The organism is Tateyamaria sp. GN1-10, assembly GCF_055693845.1.
Map to the genome: position 1 here is coordinate 1,075,117 of NZ_JBVFUR010000004.1, position 16,375 is coordinate 1,091,491.

Here is a 16,375-nt window from a genome sequence, read left to right on the forward strand (position 1 = left end):
AGTCTCCGGCTCACGTCTTGGCATAGTCCTCCATCGGTGGGCAGGTGCAGGACAGGTTTCTGTCTCCCCAGACATTGTCGACCCGGTTGACTGGTGGCCAATACTTGTCGACGCGGAAGGATCCGGTTGGGAAGCAACCGCTTTCACGACTGTAAGGGCGATCCCAATCCCGCACCAAGTCTTCCATCGTATGCGGCGCGTTCTTGAGGGGGTTGTTCTCGGGGTCCATTGTCCCCTCTTCGATCGCGCGGATCTCATCGCGGATGCCCAGCATGGCATCGCAAAAACGATCCAGTTCTGCCTTGTTCTCGGACTCGGTCGGTTCGATCATCAAGGTGCCCGCCACCGGCCACGACATCGTGGGCGCATGGAATCCGCAATCTGCCAACCGCTTTGCAATGTCGTCCACCGTGATGTGTGCGCTGTCGGCAAAGGGGCGTGTGTCGATGATACATTCATGCGCCACGCGACCGGTCGGCCCCTTGTAAAGCACCTCGAACGCCCCTTCGAGCCGTTTCGCAATGTAGTTGGCGTTCAGGATGGCAACGCGCGTCGCCTGCATCAGCCCGTCGCCGCCCATCATCAGGCAGTAGGCCCACGAGATAGGCAACAGAGAGGGTGACCCAAAGGCTGCAGCGCTGACCGCACCCTCGCCACCATTGGGGTCGCCCGGAAGGTGTTTGGTCAGGTGCGCTTTGACACCGATGGGTCCCATGCCGGGGCCACCGCCACCATGCGGGATGCAGAATGTCTTGTGCAGGTTGAGATGGCTGACATCGCCGCCCAGGTCGCCGGGGCGGCTCAGACCCACCATGGCATTCATGTTGGCCCCGTCGATATAGACCTGTCCGCCCGCATCATGTGTGATCTGGCACACCTCGATTACCGTCTCTTCGAACACGCCGTGGGTCGACGGATACGTGATCATGCAACCGGCAAGGTTGTCCCTGTGTTCCGCCACCTTGGCCCGGAAATCATCCAGATCAATGTCGCCGTTGTCCGCTGACTTTATGGGCACCACCTTCCACCCGACCATCTGGGCGGATGCAGGATTGGTGCCGTGGGCGCTCATCGGGATGAGGCAGATGTCACGATGTCCTTCGCCGTTGGCCCGATGCCAGCTTGCGATGGTCAAAAGGCCCGCATATTCCCCCTGCGCGCCCGAATTGGGTTGCATGGAAATCGCGTCATAGCCGGTGACATCGCACAGCTTGGCCGACAGATCGTCGATCATCTCGATATACCCCGCGGCCTGATCCTTGGGGCAATAGGGATGCAGTAGCGAAAACTCTCGCCAACTGATCGGCATCATCTCGGCGGCAGAATTCAGCTTCATGGTGCACGACCCCAGCGGGATCATTGCACGGTCCAGCGCCAGATCGCGATCCGCGAGCCGGCGCATGTAGCGCATCATCTCCGTCTCGGCCCGGTTCATGTGAAAAATCGGGTGTGTCATGAAGTCGGATGTGCGGATCAGCTTCTCCGGCATTTTGTAATGCGGCGTGTAATCCTTGTCCTGCCGTTCGATCCCGAACGCGCGCCAGACCTTTTCAATAGTGGCGGGCCGCGTGCGTTCGTCCAGCGTGATGCCGATTGCGGTCGCCCCCACTGCGCGCAGGTTGATACCTTCGTCGACGGCGGACTTGATCACAGCCGATTGCAATGGCCCCACATCGACTGTGATCGTGTCAAAGAAGCTTGCCGGGCGCACATCGAAGCCCGCCTGTTTCAGCCCTTCTGCCAATCGGGCGGTCTTGCGGTGGATGCGCTGCGCAATGGCTTTCAGGCCGTCCGGTCCGTGAAAAACGCCGTAGAATCCAGCCATGACGGCCAGCAACGCCTGCGCCGTACAGACATTCGACGTCGCCTTTTCCCGGCGGATGTGCTGCTCGCGCGTTTGCAGGGACAGGCGGTAGGCCCGGTTGCCAAAGCTGTCGACCGACACCCCGACAATCCGGCCCGGCATGTTACGGGCATAGTTGGCCTTGGTCGCCATATAAGCCGCGTGTGGACCGCCATAGCCAACAGGCACACCAAAGCGCTGAGTCGTGCCAACGGCAATATCCGCGCCCATCGCCCCCGGCTCTTTGAGCAGGGTTAGCGACAGCGGATCAGCAGAGATGATGCCAATGGACTTATTCTCATGCAGCTTTGCGATTTGATCGGTAAAATCCCGGATGTGACCATGGGTGCCCGGATACTGGAAAATCGCGCCGAACACGGCGCTGGCATCAAGATCATCGGGATTGCCGACGATGATTTCTATGCCCAACGGCTGTGCCCGCGTCTTCATCACAGCGATGTTCTGAAGGTGGCAATTCTCATCGACAAAGAAGCCAACCGCCTTCGACTTGCTGATCCGCTGCGCCATGGTCATCGCCTCGGCGCAGGCCGTGGCCTCGTCCAGCAGCGACGCGTTGGCAATCTCAAGGCCCGTCAAGTCCGACACCATCGTTTGGAAATTCAACAACGCCTCAAGGCGCCCCTGGCTGATCTCAGGCTGATACGGGGTATATGCCGTATACCACGCAGGGTTCTCAAGGATGTTGCGCTGGATGGCTGGGGGCGTGACGGTTCCATGGTATCCCTGCCCGATCAGCGAGGTCAGAACCTTGTTCTTCGAGGCCGTCACCCGCATGTGGTGCAAAAGTTCCCGTTCCGACTTGGCCTTGCCGAAATCCAACGGTTCCTTTTGCCGGATGTTGGCCGGGATCGTGTCATCGATCAGTGCGTCGAGGTCTTTCGCCCCCACCACTTTCAGCATCTCATCCATTTCGGCAGGGGATGGCCCAATATGGCGGCGGTTCGCAAAATCATAGGGCAGATAGTCGGTGGGTTTGAAAGTCATCGATTATGTTCCCTAGCCGATCAGCGCGTTATAGGCGGCTTCATCCATCAAGGTGTCGATCTGGGACGCGTCGGAAGGCTTGATCTTGAAAAACCAGCCCTCGCCCAGCGGATCACTGTTAGCGAGGCTCGGATCATCCGCCAATGCCGTGTTCACCTCGGTGATCTCTCCGTCAATCGGGGCCATGATGTCGGACGCCGCCTTCACGCTTTCAATGACAACAATTTCATCATCCTTGCTGACGGTCGTGCCAACCTCGGGCAATTCGACAAAGACCAGATCGCCCAACTGCGTTGTCGCGTGTTCGGTGATACCCACGACATACGCATCCCCATCGGCGCGCAGCCATTCGTGTTCTTCCGTGTATTTCATTGGTTTCCCTCTCTGCTATCGTTTGAAGTTGGCTGCCGTGAACGGCATTTTTGCTACCGTGAGTGGTTGGCGTTTTCCGCGTAACTCGCCAAAAATTTTGGTGCCCGGCGCGGCGTGCTCAGTGGTGACATATCCCATCGCAACAGGTCCTCCGACCGTGGGGCCAAACCCGCCCGAGGTGACTGCGCCGATGGGATCGGTCGCATCCTCGGTTGCAAACAGCACCACGCCATCGCGCATGGGCGCGCGACCGGCGGGCAGCAACCCCACGCGCTTGCGCGCGGCGCCACTGTCCATCTCGGCCAGGATTTTCTCCGCCCCCGGGAAGCCACCTTCCCGGTCTCCGCCCGCGCGCCGCACCTTCTGGATCGCCCATGTCAGGCCGCCCTCAACAGGCGTTGTTGTGGCGTCAACGTCGTGCCCATATAGGCACAGCCCCGCCTCCAACCGCAGGGAATCGCGCGCGCCGAGGCCGATGGCTTCAACGTCAGAATGGTCCAGCAAGGCCTTTGCAATGTCTTCCGCGACATCCATGGGTGCCGAAATCTCGTACCCGTCTTCGCCCGTGTAACCGGACCGGGAAACCCAGACCTCAACCCCGTTCAGATCCAGCGTAGCCACATCCATAAAGCGCATCTTTGCTGCACGCGGATCAAGCGCGGCCAGCACACCTTCAGCGGCAGGCCCCTGCAAAGCCAGCAAGGCACGGTCGGTGATCTCAGTCACCGTCACATCCGGTTCAAGCGCGGCTTTCATATGCGCAATATCGGCGTCCTTGCAGGCAGCATTCACCACAACGAACACATGATCCCCGCGGTTCGCCAGCATCAGATCGTCTTCGATGCCGCCATCCGCATTCGTGAAAAAGCCATAACGTTGGCGGTTCTTGCCCAAGCCCAGCACATCGACTGGAATCAGCGATTCCAGACCACGTGCAGCCGCGTCATAAGTCGTCCCGCGCACAATGACCTGCCCCATATGGCTGACGTCAAAAAGACCGGCCTTCGCCCGCGTATGGAGGTGCTCTTTCATGACCCCCAGTTCGTATTGCACCGGCATATCATACCCCGCAAAGGGTACCATCTTGGCCCCAAGGGCAACGTGCAACGCGTGAAGCGGGGTCTGCTTTAGATCGGACATGCCTCATCACCTTTTTCAAGCCGACAAGATTTGCGTCAAATCATGCGGCACCAAGTCATGCGCAAGACATCTCTTGCGCGTCGGTGCCTCCTCTGTCCCGGGTGCCTGAGATCATTATCCCTTCGGCGGATGCCAATGGCATCACTCTCCAGAGTAGTTTGGCCTGACATTGGTCCTTTGGCCTGAGAGTTTCCGAGGCAGTTGCTCCTTCGGCACCAGTAAACTGGTTCTCCCAATGTCAAGTTATGAGAGTTTCGTATCGGAAACTTGCCCGAAGTGGCAAGCAGAAAGTTGAAACATGCCGATCGCCTGCGCTTGTATCGGCCATCCCACCCTTTGCTTGCTTGCGGGTCCTTGAGGTCACACGCGACTGATGTGCATGATTGGCAAAATGCAGTGGAGAATGACGATGATTATCAGGAACGGCACAGTTGAAGATATTGAGCAGATGAGCACATTTCTTCGCGAGCTGACGGCCGCTGGCAAACGTTTGAGTCCTGACGATGAGGAATTCGTACGGCAATACTACATTGAAAGCGTCGATAAGATTCGTTGCTCCGTGGCCGAGGACGATGGGATCATACTTGGATTCCAGTCACTCAAAACTGCCCGTGCGGGCAACCAATGGGGTGTAGAACCGGGGTGGGGCATTGTTGGCACGCACATACGACCCTCCGCAGCACGGCGTGGCGTTGGTCGCGCATTATTCGATGTCACATGTAGGGCTGCGCAAGATGCAGGGTTGGCTCATATCGACGCAAGCATTGGCGCGAATAATCCGGAAGGGTTGGCATACTACGAAGCGATGGGCTTTCGAACATACAGGACGCCAAGAAACCTGATCTGCAAGCGCTTCGACATATTGCAGTGATCGCTCGTTGGCAGACATAAGTTTCTTCTAGGCTAGGCAACATGAAGTCGAATGGCTTCAACCTGTTCGCAGTGAGGGTTGGCAGGCGGTCTGAATGGGCGGGCCGCAAAACTGATTGTGGCCCGTTTCTAAATTACGAGCATTGCGTCAGGTTATGGGTCGGCGCGCCCGTCAAAAGGTCTGATCGTATTCCCCAACGGTATCTTCAGTCCGGATTACCGCATCGATGTCTGCGAAAATCGCGCGCAACTCGTCTTCGCTTTCCGGGCTTTCACAGACCACCACCAAGTTCGGCGTGTTGGACGAAGCGCGCACCAAACCCCAACCGCCGTTATCCAGAATGACCCGAGCGCCGTTTACCGTCACCACCTCCTTGATTGCGCGACCTGCGATGGGTTCATTCGCAACGGCCTTGGCTGTCAGCTTGGCGACAATACGGTCCAGTGTGCTGTATTTTTCAGTGTCCGAGCAGTAGGGGGACATTGTCGGGGTTGAGTGTGTTTTCGGCAGCGCCTTGCGCAGGTCCGACATCTTCATGTCAGGGTTGCGATCCATCAGTTTGCAGATTTCAACCGCGACCCGCATCCCGCAATCGTAGCCGCGTCCTATTGGCTCAGCGAGAAAATAGTGGCCTGATTTTTCAAACCCTGCGAGGGCGCCGATTTCCTTGACCCGCCGCTTCATGTGGCTGTGTCCGGTTTTCCAATAGTCTGCCGTGACGCCGTTCGCTTGCAGTTCGGGGTCTGAGGCGAAGAGGCCGGTGGATTTCACATCGGCCACGAAGGTTGCGTTCGGGTAGAGTTTCGACAAGTCGCGCGCCATGATGACCCCCACCTTGTCGGCAAAGATCTCTTCCCCTTCATCATCCACAACGCCGCAGCGGTCACCATCCCCGTCAAATCCAAGCGCAAGGTCTGCGCCAGAAGCTTTACGCTGTCCGCCATGTCGTGCAGCATTTCCATGGCTTCGGGGTTCGGGTTGTAGTTTGGAAAGGTGTAGTCGAGCGTTGTGTGACTTTCGACCACTTCGACACCGATGCGGCGGAAGAGTTCGGGGGCAAAGGCCGCGGCGGTGCCGTTGCCAGTGGCGCACACGACCTTGAGTGGGCGTGTCATTCTGAAGTCGCCGACAAGGTCCTGAAGGTACGCTTCCTGCACGTCGTCAACGAATTCATAGCCGCCGCCAGGACGTGCTTCACCACTACCATTCAATACGATATCGCGCAGTTCCGACATCTCGTCCGGGCCGTGAGTGAGGGGGCGATCAAAGCCCATCTTGACGCCGGTCCAGCCGTTGGGATTATGAGAGGCAGTGACCATGGCAACCGCCGGCACATCAAGGTGGAACTGGCTGAAATAGGCCATGGGGGAAAGGGCTGGGCCGATGTCCTTGACCTGTATCCCTGCCTGAATCAGCCCGACGATCAGGGCGTTCTTGATGCTGAGAGAGTAATCACGATAGTCGTTGCCTACGGCAATCACAGGATCGATGCCGCGCCGTCGCATTTGTGTCCCAAGGCCAAGACCAAGTGCTGTTACCCCGGGAAGGTTGATCTCGTCCGGGTATTTCCAGCGCGCATCATACTCGCGGAAGCCCGTCGGCTTAATCATGGGGTCGCGCAGGAATTCCCACGTGTTCGGGGTCACGGTGGCGGCAGGTTTGGTCATGGAAAACTCTTTGACTAAAATGTCATTGGGCGCGCTTTGGCGAGCGCATCGAACTGCATAAGAGTCTCGATCAGGGCGGGCATTTGATCGAGATAAATCATATTTGGCCCGTCTGACGGGGCAGTGTCGGGATCGGGGTGCGTTTCGATAAAGACGGCGCCGACTCCGATGGCCACTGCCGCCCGCGCCATAACAGGTGCAAATTCACGCTGCCCGCCACTTGATCCACCTTTGCCCCCCGGTTGCTGCACCGAATGGGTGGCATCCATCACCACCGGATAGCCGGTTTGCGCCATCTGCGGCAGCGACCGCATGTCGGCCACCAGAGTGTTGTAGCCGAAGGATGTGCCCCGCTCTGTTAACAGGATACGAGTGTTGCCGGTGCTTTCGACCTTGGTGATGATGTTGGGCATTTCCCACGGAGCCAGGAACTGGCCCTTCTTTATGTTCACCACGGCACCCGTGTCGCCAGCGGCCAAAAGCATGTCCGTCTGACGGCAGAGGAAGGCGGGGATTTGCAGGATGTCAGCGACTTCAGCCACCGGGGCGCATTGAGCCTCTGTATGCACATCCGTAAGTACTGGGACACCGATGGACTCTTTGACCGCTTGCAGCGCTTTTAACCCAGCGTCCAGCCCAAGGCCGCGCCCACCCTTTAGCGATGTGCGGTTGGCTTTGTCATAGCTTGCTTTGAAGACATATTGCGCGCCAGCTGCCTCGCAGACTTCCTTCATACGCCCGGCAACCTCTTGGCCGAGGTCGATGCTCTCCAAGGCGCAAGGGCCTGCGATCACCGTCAAGGGACGGTCATTGCCGATCGTGAGATCGGCGACTTCAACATGTTTCATAGTGGGTCCAGACCCTAGCTTGTCACCTGTTCTCTCAGGATCGACGCGGTGAGCGAGATCATCAGATAGATGCCTGCAAAGACGAGGAATGCCAAGATCGTGTTTTCGAATGCGCGGGGATAGGTCGGTTCCTCGGGCGCGATGGGTTCCACAGCAACTGTAAGATAGCGCACCTGACGGGTTGCTTCGACCCGCGCCTGTTCCATCTGTTGCAGAGCCGATTGCAGCATCAAGTCGCGTGAGGCAAGGTCGGCCTGGGCGATTTGGATGCGTGCGGCAAGCTCCGCCAGTGAGTTTTCGCCCTGGCTCACATCGGTCATCTTGTTGTTGAGAGCCGCAAGTTGGTCTTTGAGGATTTCAAGCGTGCCGCGCGCGCCGTCCACCCGACTTTGGTTGGGCCGCGCGTTGTTCAGCAAGCTGGCCAGCTCGATCTCTTTTTCGATGATTTGTGTTTCGAGTTGGCCGATCTGCGTGCGCAGGGAAGCGATCACGCCCTCCGGGTCGAGGGTGGAGCCCTCGATCTGCAATCGGACAAGGTTTTCTTGCGCTGTGCGGCGCTCCGACTCTGCTCGTTCAAACCCTTGGCGGGCGTCGCGCATCTGGTCATCGCGCTTTTGTGCGGACAGGTTGTTTACGCGCTGTTCCGCGTAGTCGATCAACTGGCTTGAGAACTCGGCCGATACCAGTGGATCAGCGGCGGCCACTTCCATCCGGATCATGCCCTCTGTCGGGTCATAGCCGATTTTAACGTTTTTCTTATAGGTTTTGTAGGCTTCTTCATTGGTGGGATTGTCACTCAGCCGCTGGATTGGGTCGATCCAGTTCTGTGTGAAATGCGTCTTGAAGCCGACATCGCGGTCGAGCCGCAGCATCGCATCCTTGGACTGCAAAAAGCCTTGCACGGCAATGCTGTCGGCGTTGGTGGCGAATTGTGTAGGCAGAAGGCCGCCAAGGGGTCCGGCGCCGCCCGATCCTTCGTTCTGAATAATCAGGAACTCGGACTTGGTCGCGTACATCGGCGTGGCGATGGTGTAAAAATAGTAGCCGGCAAGGAAGGTGGGCAGGATCACGAAAAAGGCCAGCCGGACCAGCAAAAGGCCCATCTTCTTGCGGCGACGCCGTGCAATGTCGCGCTGGATGTTCTGGATTTCCTGAGATCTTCGATCTGCCGGGCTAAGTTCGGTTGACGGCAGTTGCTGCTGTTTCACAGGCACGGTTTGTGGCAGTTGCGCGCGCCCAGCACCTCCGGCACTTGCAGGCAGGCTTGCGAAGGCATCCGGCGCGCCGCCTTCATGTTGTTCGGCCCCCGCCTGCGGCACAACAAGCTCCAGCATGTTCGCGCGTTGGAATGGATCAATTCCCTTGGCGCGCAGCAGGCGAACGGCATCAAAGTCGGATGTGGGTGCCAGCCCGTGCTTCTGCGCCACCCGTCGCGCCATGCGCAGTTGCCGACCGGTCAGCCCCTCCTGGCGTATCGCATCAATGGTATTTTCACTTTGCACCTGCTGGTTCGACGCGACTTCTCCGCTTTGGGCGGAAGGTTTTTGAGCTTGCTCACGCGGCTTGGCCTCAGGCGCTGGCTTTTCGGGAGCAGTATCGCGCTCGGACGCAGGCGCCGCACTGCCAAGCGCGGGCGCTGTGCGCTTGATCCGGAACTTCCTAGCTTTGGGTTTCGTAGTCATAAAGCCGTTTTGCCTCTTCCAGCGTGTCAAACATGTGCAGTTTGCCGTCCAGCAAAACTGCGGCTGAGCGCGCAAATTTCTCAAGCGTTTGCGCCTGATGCGACACGATGATGATTGTTGTGGTACGCAGCCGTTCCTGCAGTACCTCGCCTGCTTTGCGATTAAATTCAACGTCTGTTGACGAGGGCATGCCCTCGTCGATCAGGTAGATGTCAAAGTCGAGAGCCAACATAAGCGCGAATGAAAACCGCGCCCGCATGCCCGATGAATACGTACCCAAGGGCTGGTCGAAATACTCACCCAGGTTACAGAGCCAGCGACAGAAGCTTTCCACATAGTCGGGATCAAGCCCATAGAGCCGTGCAATGTAACGTGAGTTTTCGAGTGCAGAGATCTTGGGCAGCACCCCGCCCATGAACCCAAGAGGAAAGGAGATGTTGCAGCTGCGGCGGATTTCGCCCTCATCTGGCTTCTCGAGCCCTGCCATCATGTTGATCAGGGTCGTCTTGCCGGTGCCATTGGGGGCCAGCACGCCAAACGAATGGCCCAATTCCACCCGGAAGGATACACGATCAAGGATCACCTTGCGCTGTGTGCCCGTCCAGAAGGACTTGGATACATTTTCGAATTCCAGCATCCCCGTTGCTCCGCGGTGTCTGCTTTGTCCCCGCGCATTAACGTGGGAGACCAGGGCCCTCCTTACCAGAGGCGTCTTAACGGTCTAATCACCGACTTAGGCGATATTATGTCCAAAGTCCTGTTAAATGTATAGGTTTCACGGGGTATTGTCGCGACGGAATGGACAGTTTGGGGGAATGTACACGGGTCTTTGATATGCCCGTGTGCTGTTTGTTCGTACTCTGAGTATGCCTCAGCTCAGAATTTGCCAAGCCATGCCGGCGATGACAGACCCCGCCAGTGCGAAACTCAGGTAAGCAGCAAAGACGCGTGGTTTGACGAGCGCCCAAACGGCTATTGCGGCGGGGATGCAACTGACGCCACCGGCCAGCATGAATGACATAGCTGCTCCTGCAGCCATACCCTGATCCATCAGTTCTGCCACCAGCGGCGCGGCCGCGTAACCATTCAGATAGGCGGGCATGCCCACAAGCGCACCAAGGATCACCGTGCCGATGCCACCATCGCCTAGAACCGATGCAATCAGATCGGCGGGCATATAGTGCACCATGACTGCCTCGATCACGTAGGCGAGCGTCAGCCATTTGAGCAGGAAAATCGCATTGTCCAAAGCCGTGCTACGGAAGATGTCGAGGCGGTTGCGTTCGGTCCAGAACCGCCAGATCGGCTGTGATGAGAAGGGCTGTTTCACGCCACAGCACCCGCCCACCGACGGCTTCTCACGTAGCGGATTTGTAAAGACCGGTGTGCCCGACAGCATCAGCGTTCCAAACCCGCCGAACATACCAAGCGCGACCGCCGCAATTGTCTTTGCCAAGGCGAATTCGAAGCTGATTGCGCCAGTGGTGATTGCGAACATGGCCGGGTCCATCAGCGGAGAGGCCAGCCAGAAAGCCATAACCGCGCCAAGCGGTGCACCTACTGCAAGCAGTGCAGCGATAAACGGGATGACTTCGCATGAACAAAAGGGTGACAAGCCGCCCAGCAGTGCTGCCATGACGATCATGCGTGCGGGGTTCCCCTCAAACGCCTTTGCCAGCAGGTTTTCCGCACCCGTGGCTTTTAGATAGGCAACTGCGCAGACTGCAAAGGCGATGAACGGGGCTGTGTGTAGCAACGCATTCGCGGCAAAGGTGATCGTCGGCCAAAGCTGCGCTATGTCCAGAACAGCCAGAACCACAAGAACCGCGATCGATGCAATCCATGCGCCATCAAGGAACTTGCGCCGTTGAGCAGGTACCGGTGTAGTGGTGTCAGCCATGATCATGATCCGAGTTGGGGCTGTCTGCGCAGCATTCTGTAAGGAGGAAGTTCGACAGGTCTTGCACCTCGCCAAAGGCGACGGCGGCGCAGATGATCGAACGGCCTTGTCGGGCTTGTGTCACAAGACCCGCACTGGCAAGGATTTTGACGTGATGGGTCAAGGTTGAGCCTGTGACGCCCGTGCGGTCACCCAATGCCCCGATGCTCAGCCCTTCGGGCCCGGCCCGTACCAGCGTTCGCAGAACCGACAGGCGTTGTTCTGATCCAAGTGCGGCAAAGGCTGCGGCGGCGCGTGTCAGATCAAGCGAGTGATGAGATTCTATTTTCATATTTCTAGAATTATAGAAATGTTGGAGTCACGCAAGGTTTATTTCGAAGAGTATCGAATTGATTGCCTAACCCATTGGTGTCGCATAGGTGTTTTTTATGGGATTGCCTGAAGACATTCGTGCTTGCACGCTTTGTGCGGATCGATTTGCTGCGACCGAAACAGGGCACAGCCCGCGTCCCGTCGTTTGGTTCAAGCCCGGCGCACGGATCCTCGTGGCGGGTCAGGCGCCCGGCGCGCGTGTACACGAAAGCGGACGGCCCTTCACCGACCCTTCCGGAGACCGGCTGCGCGATTGGCTTGGTATGGACGAGGCCACATTTTACGACCGAAACAAATTGGCCATTGTACCGATGGCGTTTTGCTTTCCCGGTTACGACGCAAAGGGATCGGACCGACCGCCGCCCAAGATCTGTGCCAAAACGTGGCGAAGTGATGTCATGGATCATATGGGTGAGGTTCCATTGGTTCTTTTGATTGGCGGATATGCCCAATCTTGGCATCTGGGGACGAATATGTCGGTGCGTGAAACCGTGGCTGCTTGGCGCGACTTCGCGCCTCGGGCCTTTCCCTTGCCTCATCCGTCTTGGCGCAATACCGCGTGGTTGAAGAAAAACCCGTGGTTCGAGGCAGACGTGCTGCCTGTGCTGCGGGCGCGTGTAAAAGAGGTGTTGGCGTGACAGAAACGGTTCTCGATCAGGCGCATGCCGCCATGCTGGCTGCGCCCGAGGATGATGCAAAGCGGTTGCGGTTCTTTGAGCGCTTGGGGGATGCGGAACTGTTCCTTCTGCTCGAAGCAGAGGCGCAAGGTGAGCAGATCACGCCGCAAGTCTTCGACCCCGGTTCTGGTCCGCTTGTTCTTGTCTTTGATCGCGAGGACCGGTTGGCCCTGTTTGTTGGTGCTGAGGCACCATATGCCGCGCTGTCCGGTCGGATAATCGCAGGTTTGCTTGCGGAACAGGGGTTGGGGTTGGGGTTGAACCTTGACGTGGCCCAGTCGTCTTTTCTGCTGGATGCGGATGGAGTGCAATGGCTTGCGCGGACACTCGGCAATGGTCCGGACGAAGTTGAGGCACGGCTGGCTGAAGTATCCGCTCCAACAGGTTTGCCGGAAATGCTGATCTCGGCTGTGGATACCAAATTGGCCACGGCAACGGGATTGGCACAAATTGCATATCTTGTCGGTACGACGGATGCGGACGGTGCGCGCAGTCACATGCTGGCTTTTGTCGGTGCGGCGCCGGGCGCCGAGGGCGCCTTGGCCAGAGCCGCGTCCGAGGTGTTGACCTTTTCCGGGATCGATGCAGGAGCGATGGATGTGGGATTTTTTGAGGCCAATGATCCTGTGACTCAGCGTCTTGCACGTGTTGGTTTGCGCTTTGATTTGCCGCAACCTGCACCCGTACGGTCGCCTGAGCCTGCCGCTCCGGGCATGGACCCGGACCGCCCGCCGCGCCTGCGTTAAGAGCATCCGGTATTCACGGAATCCGACGCCATCTCACATCAGCGCGAGGCAGGCTGAAATGCTGGACCGCGGACCCCTAATGACTGATTATCCACCGCAGTGACGCGCGGGGGGCTCAGTTTGACAGAGGATGATCACAAATGATGAATCGATTCACTTTGGCCGTTGCGGCGGCTGCAAGCGCCTTGACTTTCACAACGGCCGCGTTCGCCGGCGACCAGTATATTGATGAGACGGGATTTGCCGTCTCTGGCTATGATGTGGTGGCTTATTTTGACCTTGAGATGAAGCCAGTCGGTCAAACCCAAACACCAGGTGTTCCCGGCAATGCCGACATCACCGCGGAATACAATGGTGCGACCTTTGCGTTCTCAACCGAGGAAAACCGCGACAAGTTTGCTGCTGATCCCGCGCGATATGCCCCTCAATATGACGGTCACTGTGCCTACGGTGTTGCCAAGGGGGGAAAGTGCCCGCCAACCCCAACCTGTGGCGCATCGTCGATGACAAGCTGTATCTGAACATCACAGACGTTGTTGTGGGCTTCTGGGAAGAAGACATTCCAGGCAACATCACCGTTTCGGAAAGCAACTGGGTCAGCCTCGAGGGTGATGCAGCATCGGAAAGCACCATTCCGAAATTCACAAGCGAAGCTCCAAACACCTGATATGACGGATCGCCCGACAGAGCATTCCCGAACTGATCGGGCAGAGGCCCCGGCGCGGATGACGCGCCGGGGCTTTGGCCTTGCCGCCGGAGTGGCCATCGTTGGCGGCGCGGTTTTTGCATCGCGGTGGTACAACATCTCGACCGAGGCCGGGTTAGAAGGAACGCTGAGCACACCGGACGCCCATGCTTCGGCGGTGAACGGTGCGATCCTGTTGATCGACATCCGCCGTCCTGACGAATGGGAGCGGACCGGTGTGGGTGAGGGGGCTGTTCCGTTGGATATGCGCCGGAAGGACTTTACCGACGCGCTTCTGATTCATACGGATGGGCGTAGGGATGTGCCTGTTGCTTTGATCTGCGCCCGCGGCGTGCGTTCCCGTCGTTTGACCGAGCGTCTGACAACAGCCGGATTTACAACGATCATCGATGTGCCGGAGGGAATGCTGGGATCGGGTGCAGGGCCTGGTTGGTTGAAGCGCGGCTTACCGACCGTGACATGGCAGCCCGAGTAGATTTTTTCCGAACGGTTGTTTTCGGACGCGCTGTGCTGCTCAACAATTGTATCGCCCTCTCTACGCAAGGGCGTTTTCGCAAATCTAACAGACGGCTGCCGTTTCTGCTTCGAAACGATCTACCGGCTGGTCCCGGACCCGTATTCCTTCGCGCAACAAGACATCGCTTGGCGGTGTCCATTGCTTTGCCTCAACACCGCTCGACTGCGCGCGTTGTCTTTCTCGCGTAGATTGCTACTCGGCTGCGATTTCCGACGCTTCAATCCGCGCGCGCATTTCGGCGCGTGCAGTGCGGGCGTTGCCGACGATGGCAGGCTCGCGAAGCGTGAGGGGATTGTCGAGCCGTAGGCTTGGTGGCCGGATATGGGCCAAAGGATATGCGCTGAGGCCAGACAGCGGGACAGAAAAGGCCAGGCTCGCAGCAATCGGGATAAGCCACCACGATACCAGTCCCGTACCTAACCCGAGGAACAGAAGGGCACCAATCAGGGTTTCAATCCAATGGAACTTGATCAAGGTTGTCATCGGATATGCCTGTGCGGTACGGCTTTGCGGTGCCCATCCGCCACGGCCCATCACCCCTCCAATCACGGCTTTGGTTTGCTGGATCATCATGATTGGCGCATAGGCAACAGACAGCGCGAGTTCTGTCACCACCGCACCTGCAAACACGCTACGACCACCAAAGAGCCGAACCGCCTTGCCGTTGGCGGCGATAATCAGGGCAGAGGTGATCTTGGGCGTCAGCAGCATAGCGTACATGACCACCAAGAAGATGGCGCTGTCGATATGTGTCATGGCCGGTGGCCAGTTGGGAAAAAGAGGGTTCGCCTCGTTAAAGTACGAGATCACGTTGGTCTCTGCATCGCGGCCCAGAAGCGCCCAGAACACGAGAAGAACGAACCACGCGGGCGACATCAAGTAGGCAGCTGCCCCCTGAAACAGATGGAAGCGGCTGACCGGATGCAGGCCACGTGTGGTCAGCAGGCGCAAGTGTTGCAGGTTGCCTCGGCACCAGCGCCGGTCACGGATCACGTAGTCGATCAGTGTTCCGGGGGTTTCTTCGAAACTGCCCGAGATACGGGGCAGGAAACGCACGCGCCAGCCAGAACGTCGCAGGAGCGATGCCTCGACAAAATCATGAGACAGGATCATGTTGGTACGTCCTGTCATACTCTGCAGATGTGGCAGTCCGGCGGAGGAAGCGAAGGCGCGCGTGCGGATGATCGCGTTGTGGCCCCAATAGTTACCCTCGGTCCGGGACCAATGCGCGAGCCCTTCGGCCAACAACCAGCCATACGCAACGTTGGAAAACTGCTGCATTCTCGCAAATAGGGTGTTGGCGCCGATCAGCTGTGGAAAGCTTTGGATCAGACCGGCCTTTGGGTCTGCAGCCAGCTCGCTGGCCAGTCGATCAATAGCGCGGCCGGTCATCAGGCTGTCGGCATCCAGAACCAGCATGGCTTCATAAGAAGCGCCCCATCCCGTGATCCAGTCGACGAGGTTGCCAACCTTTTTATCCGTATTCTGTGCGCGGCGGCGATAATGGACTGGAAACGGCGCGCTGCTCCGCAAAGCTTCGAAAGCTTGCCATTCCTGCCACGCGATGAGGTCGTCGGTCGTGTCACTCAGGATGAAGAGACTGTACCGATGACCGCCCTTTTGGCGGGCCAAGTCAGTCAGCATTGCGGCTGCGTTACCGAATACGTCCCACGGTGTTTCATTGTAGACGGGCACCAGAAGAGCCACGTCCAACGGGTCCGAAGGTTCGGGTTTGCGGTTTGGATCAAGTCTGCCAGCCAACCCGACACCGACGGTTGAGACGGCGATGGTGACCCAGACGAACGTGAGGCCGATAAGAGCCAAAAGCACATACTCGAAGCCCGTCATGCCAGACATCTTGAACAGGCCGTAGAGCCCCCAAAGCACTAGGCCTGTGATTGTCAGAGCCGGGATGAACACCGCCATGCGCCAAATCGGGTCCTGTTTGCCTGTGCCTGCATCCGAGTTCGCAGGCGCGCATGCAAAATCCTGCGCCGGCATATCGAGCGGCGCGCGGGGAGGCATTGCT

The 16,375-nt window shown here is 58.2% G+C and carries 13 protein-coding genes, 2 pseudogenes and 1 riboswitch; of the genes and pseudogenes, 5 read left to right on the forward strand and 10 right to left on the reverse strand.

Translation table 11 applies throughout. From position 1 onward, the window contains the following. Positions 1–10: 10 nt before the first annotated feature. From gcvP to gcvT, 3 genes are read right to left on the reverse strand one after another with little or no spacing between them, the layout of a single operon-like run. A complete protein-coding gene (gene gcvP / locus ACZ1HN_RS07040; RefSeq protein WP_472726984.1) occupies positions 11–2,848 on the reverse strand; it encodes an aminomethyl-transferring glycine dehydrogenase in 2,838 nt (945 codons plus the stop codon). A 12-nt stretch (positions 2,849–2,860) separates the two neighbouring features. Continuing rightward, positions 2,861–3,220 carry a glycine cleavage system protein GcvH gene (gene gcvH / locus ACZ1HN_RS07045; protein ID WP_472726985.1) on the reverse strand — a complete coding sequence of 120 codons (360 nt, stop codon included), beginning with the start codon at positions 3,218–3,220 and terminating at the stop codon, positions 2,861–2,863. A 15-nt stretch (positions 3,221–3,235) separates the two neighbouring features. Further along, entirely contained in the window at positions 3,236–4,360 is a 1,125-nt protein-coding gene (gcvT, locus tag ACZ1HN_RS07050) for a glycine cleavage system aminomethyltransferase GcvT (RefSeq protein WP_472726986.1), read from the reverse strand. 160 nt (positions 4,361–4,520) lie between these two features. Continuing rightward, positions 4,521–4,605, reverse strand: a riboswitch (glycine riboswitch). Positions 4,606–4,739: 134 nt separating this feature from the next. On the opposite strand from gcvT, the gene ACZ1HN_RS07055 reads away from it, so the two are divergent. Then, positions 4,740–5,231: a GNAT family N-acetyltransferase gene (locus ACZ1HN_RS07055; RefSeq protein WP_472726987.1), complete on the forward strand. Its 492-nt coding sequence runs from the start codon at positions 4,740–4,742 to the stop codon at positions 5,229–5,231. A gap of 171 nt (positions 5,232–5,402) precedes the next feature. Here the strand turns inward: ACZ1HN_RS07055 and ACZ1HN_RS07060 are convergent. The 6 genes and pseudogenes from ACZ1HN_RS07060 to ACZ1HN_RS07085 all read right to left on the reverse strand — a co-directional run bounded on the left by ACZ1HN_RS07060 (position 5,403) and on the right by ACZ1HN_RS07085 (position 11,659). After that, positions 5,403–6,898 (reverse strand): annotated as a pseudogene (locus tag ACZ1HN_RS07060) (phosphomannomutase/phosphoglucomutase). A 14-nt stretch (positions 6,899–6,912) separates the two neighbouring features. Then, entirely contained in the window at positions 6,913–7,746 is an 834-nt protein-coding gene (kdsA, locus tag ACZ1HN_RS07065; RefSeq protein ID WP_299205202.1) for a 3-deoxy-8-phosphooctulonate synthase, read from the reverse strand. Positions 7,747–7,760: 14 nt separating this feature from the next. After that, entirely contained in the window at positions 7,761–9,428 is a 1,668-nt protein-coding gene (locus ACZ1HN_RS07070) for a KpsE/RkpR family capsule polysaccharide export protein (protein ID WP_472726988.1), read from the reverse strand. Next, complete coding sequence (locus ACZ1HN_RS07075) at positions 9,406–10,065, reverse strand: ABC transporter ATP-binding protein (RefSeq protein WP_299205196.1); 660 nt, start codon at positions 10,063–10,065, stop codon at positions 9,406–9,408. Before ACZ1HN_RS07075 ends, ACZ1HN_RS07070 begins: the two co-directional genes overlap by 23 nt. 234 nt (positions 10,066–10,299) lie before the next feature. Further along, positions 10,300–11,328, reverse strand: a complete 1,029-nt coding sequence (locus ACZ1HN_RS07080; RefSeq protein ID WP_299602445.1) for a permease — start codon at positions 11,326–11,328, stop codon at positions 10,300–10,302. Further along, a complete protein-coding gene (locus ACZ1HN_RS07085) occupies positions 11,321–11,659 on the reverse strand; it encodes an ArsR/SmtB family transcription factor (RefSeq protein ID WP_472726989.1) in 339 nt (112 codons plus the stop codon). The genes ACZ1HN_RS07080 and ACZ1HN_RS07085 overlap by 8 nt, the downstream gene beginning before the upstream one ends. A gap of 97 nt (positions 11,660–11,756) precedes the next feature. On the opposite strand from ACZ1HN_RS07085, the gene ACZ1HN_RS07090 reads away from it, so the two are divergent. The 4 genes and pseudogenes from ACZ1HN_RS07090 (at position 11,757) to ACZ1HN_RS07105 (ending at position 14,304) form a co-directional block, all read left to right on the forward strand. Then, positions 11,757–12,338, forward strand: coding sequence for a uracil-DNA glycosylase family protein (locus ACZ1HN_RS07090; protein WP_472726990.1), 582 nt, complete (start codon positions 11,757–11,759; stop codon positions 12,336–12,338). Continuing rightward, positions 12,335–13,123 (forward strand): SseB family protein, encoded by a 789-nt coding sequence (locus ACZ1HN_RS07095; RefSeq protein WP_472726991.1) that lies wholly within the window; start codon positions 12,335–12,337, stop codon positions 13,121–13,123. Before ACZ1HN_RS07090 ends, ACZ1HN_RS07095 begins: the two co-directional genes overlap by 4 nt. A gap of 143 nt (positions 13,124–13,266) precedes the next feature. Continuing rightward, positions 13,267–13,790, forward strand: a pseudogene (locus ACZ1HN_RS07100) (YHS domain-containing (seleno)protein). Between the two features lies 1 nt (position 13,791). Next, the gene (locus ACZ1HN_RS07105) at positions 13,792–14,304 is read left to right on the forward strand and encodes a rhodanese-like domain-containing protein (protein ID WP_472726992.1); all 513 of its coding nucleotides are present in this window, start codon (positions 13,792–13,794) and stop codon (positions 14,302–14,304) included. A 234-nt stretch (positions 14,305–14,538) separates the two neighbouring features. Here ACZ1HN_RS07105 and mdoH read toward each other — a convergent pair whose 3' ends face one another. Further along, on the reverse strand, positions 14,539–16,371 hold the full coding sequence (gene mdoH, locus ACZ1HN_RS07110) for a glucans biosynthesis glucosyltransferase MdoH (protein ID WP_299205180.1): 1,833 nt from the start codon (positions 16,369–16,371) through the stop codon (positions 14,539–14,541). Positions 16,372–16,375 lie beyond the last annotated feature (4 nt).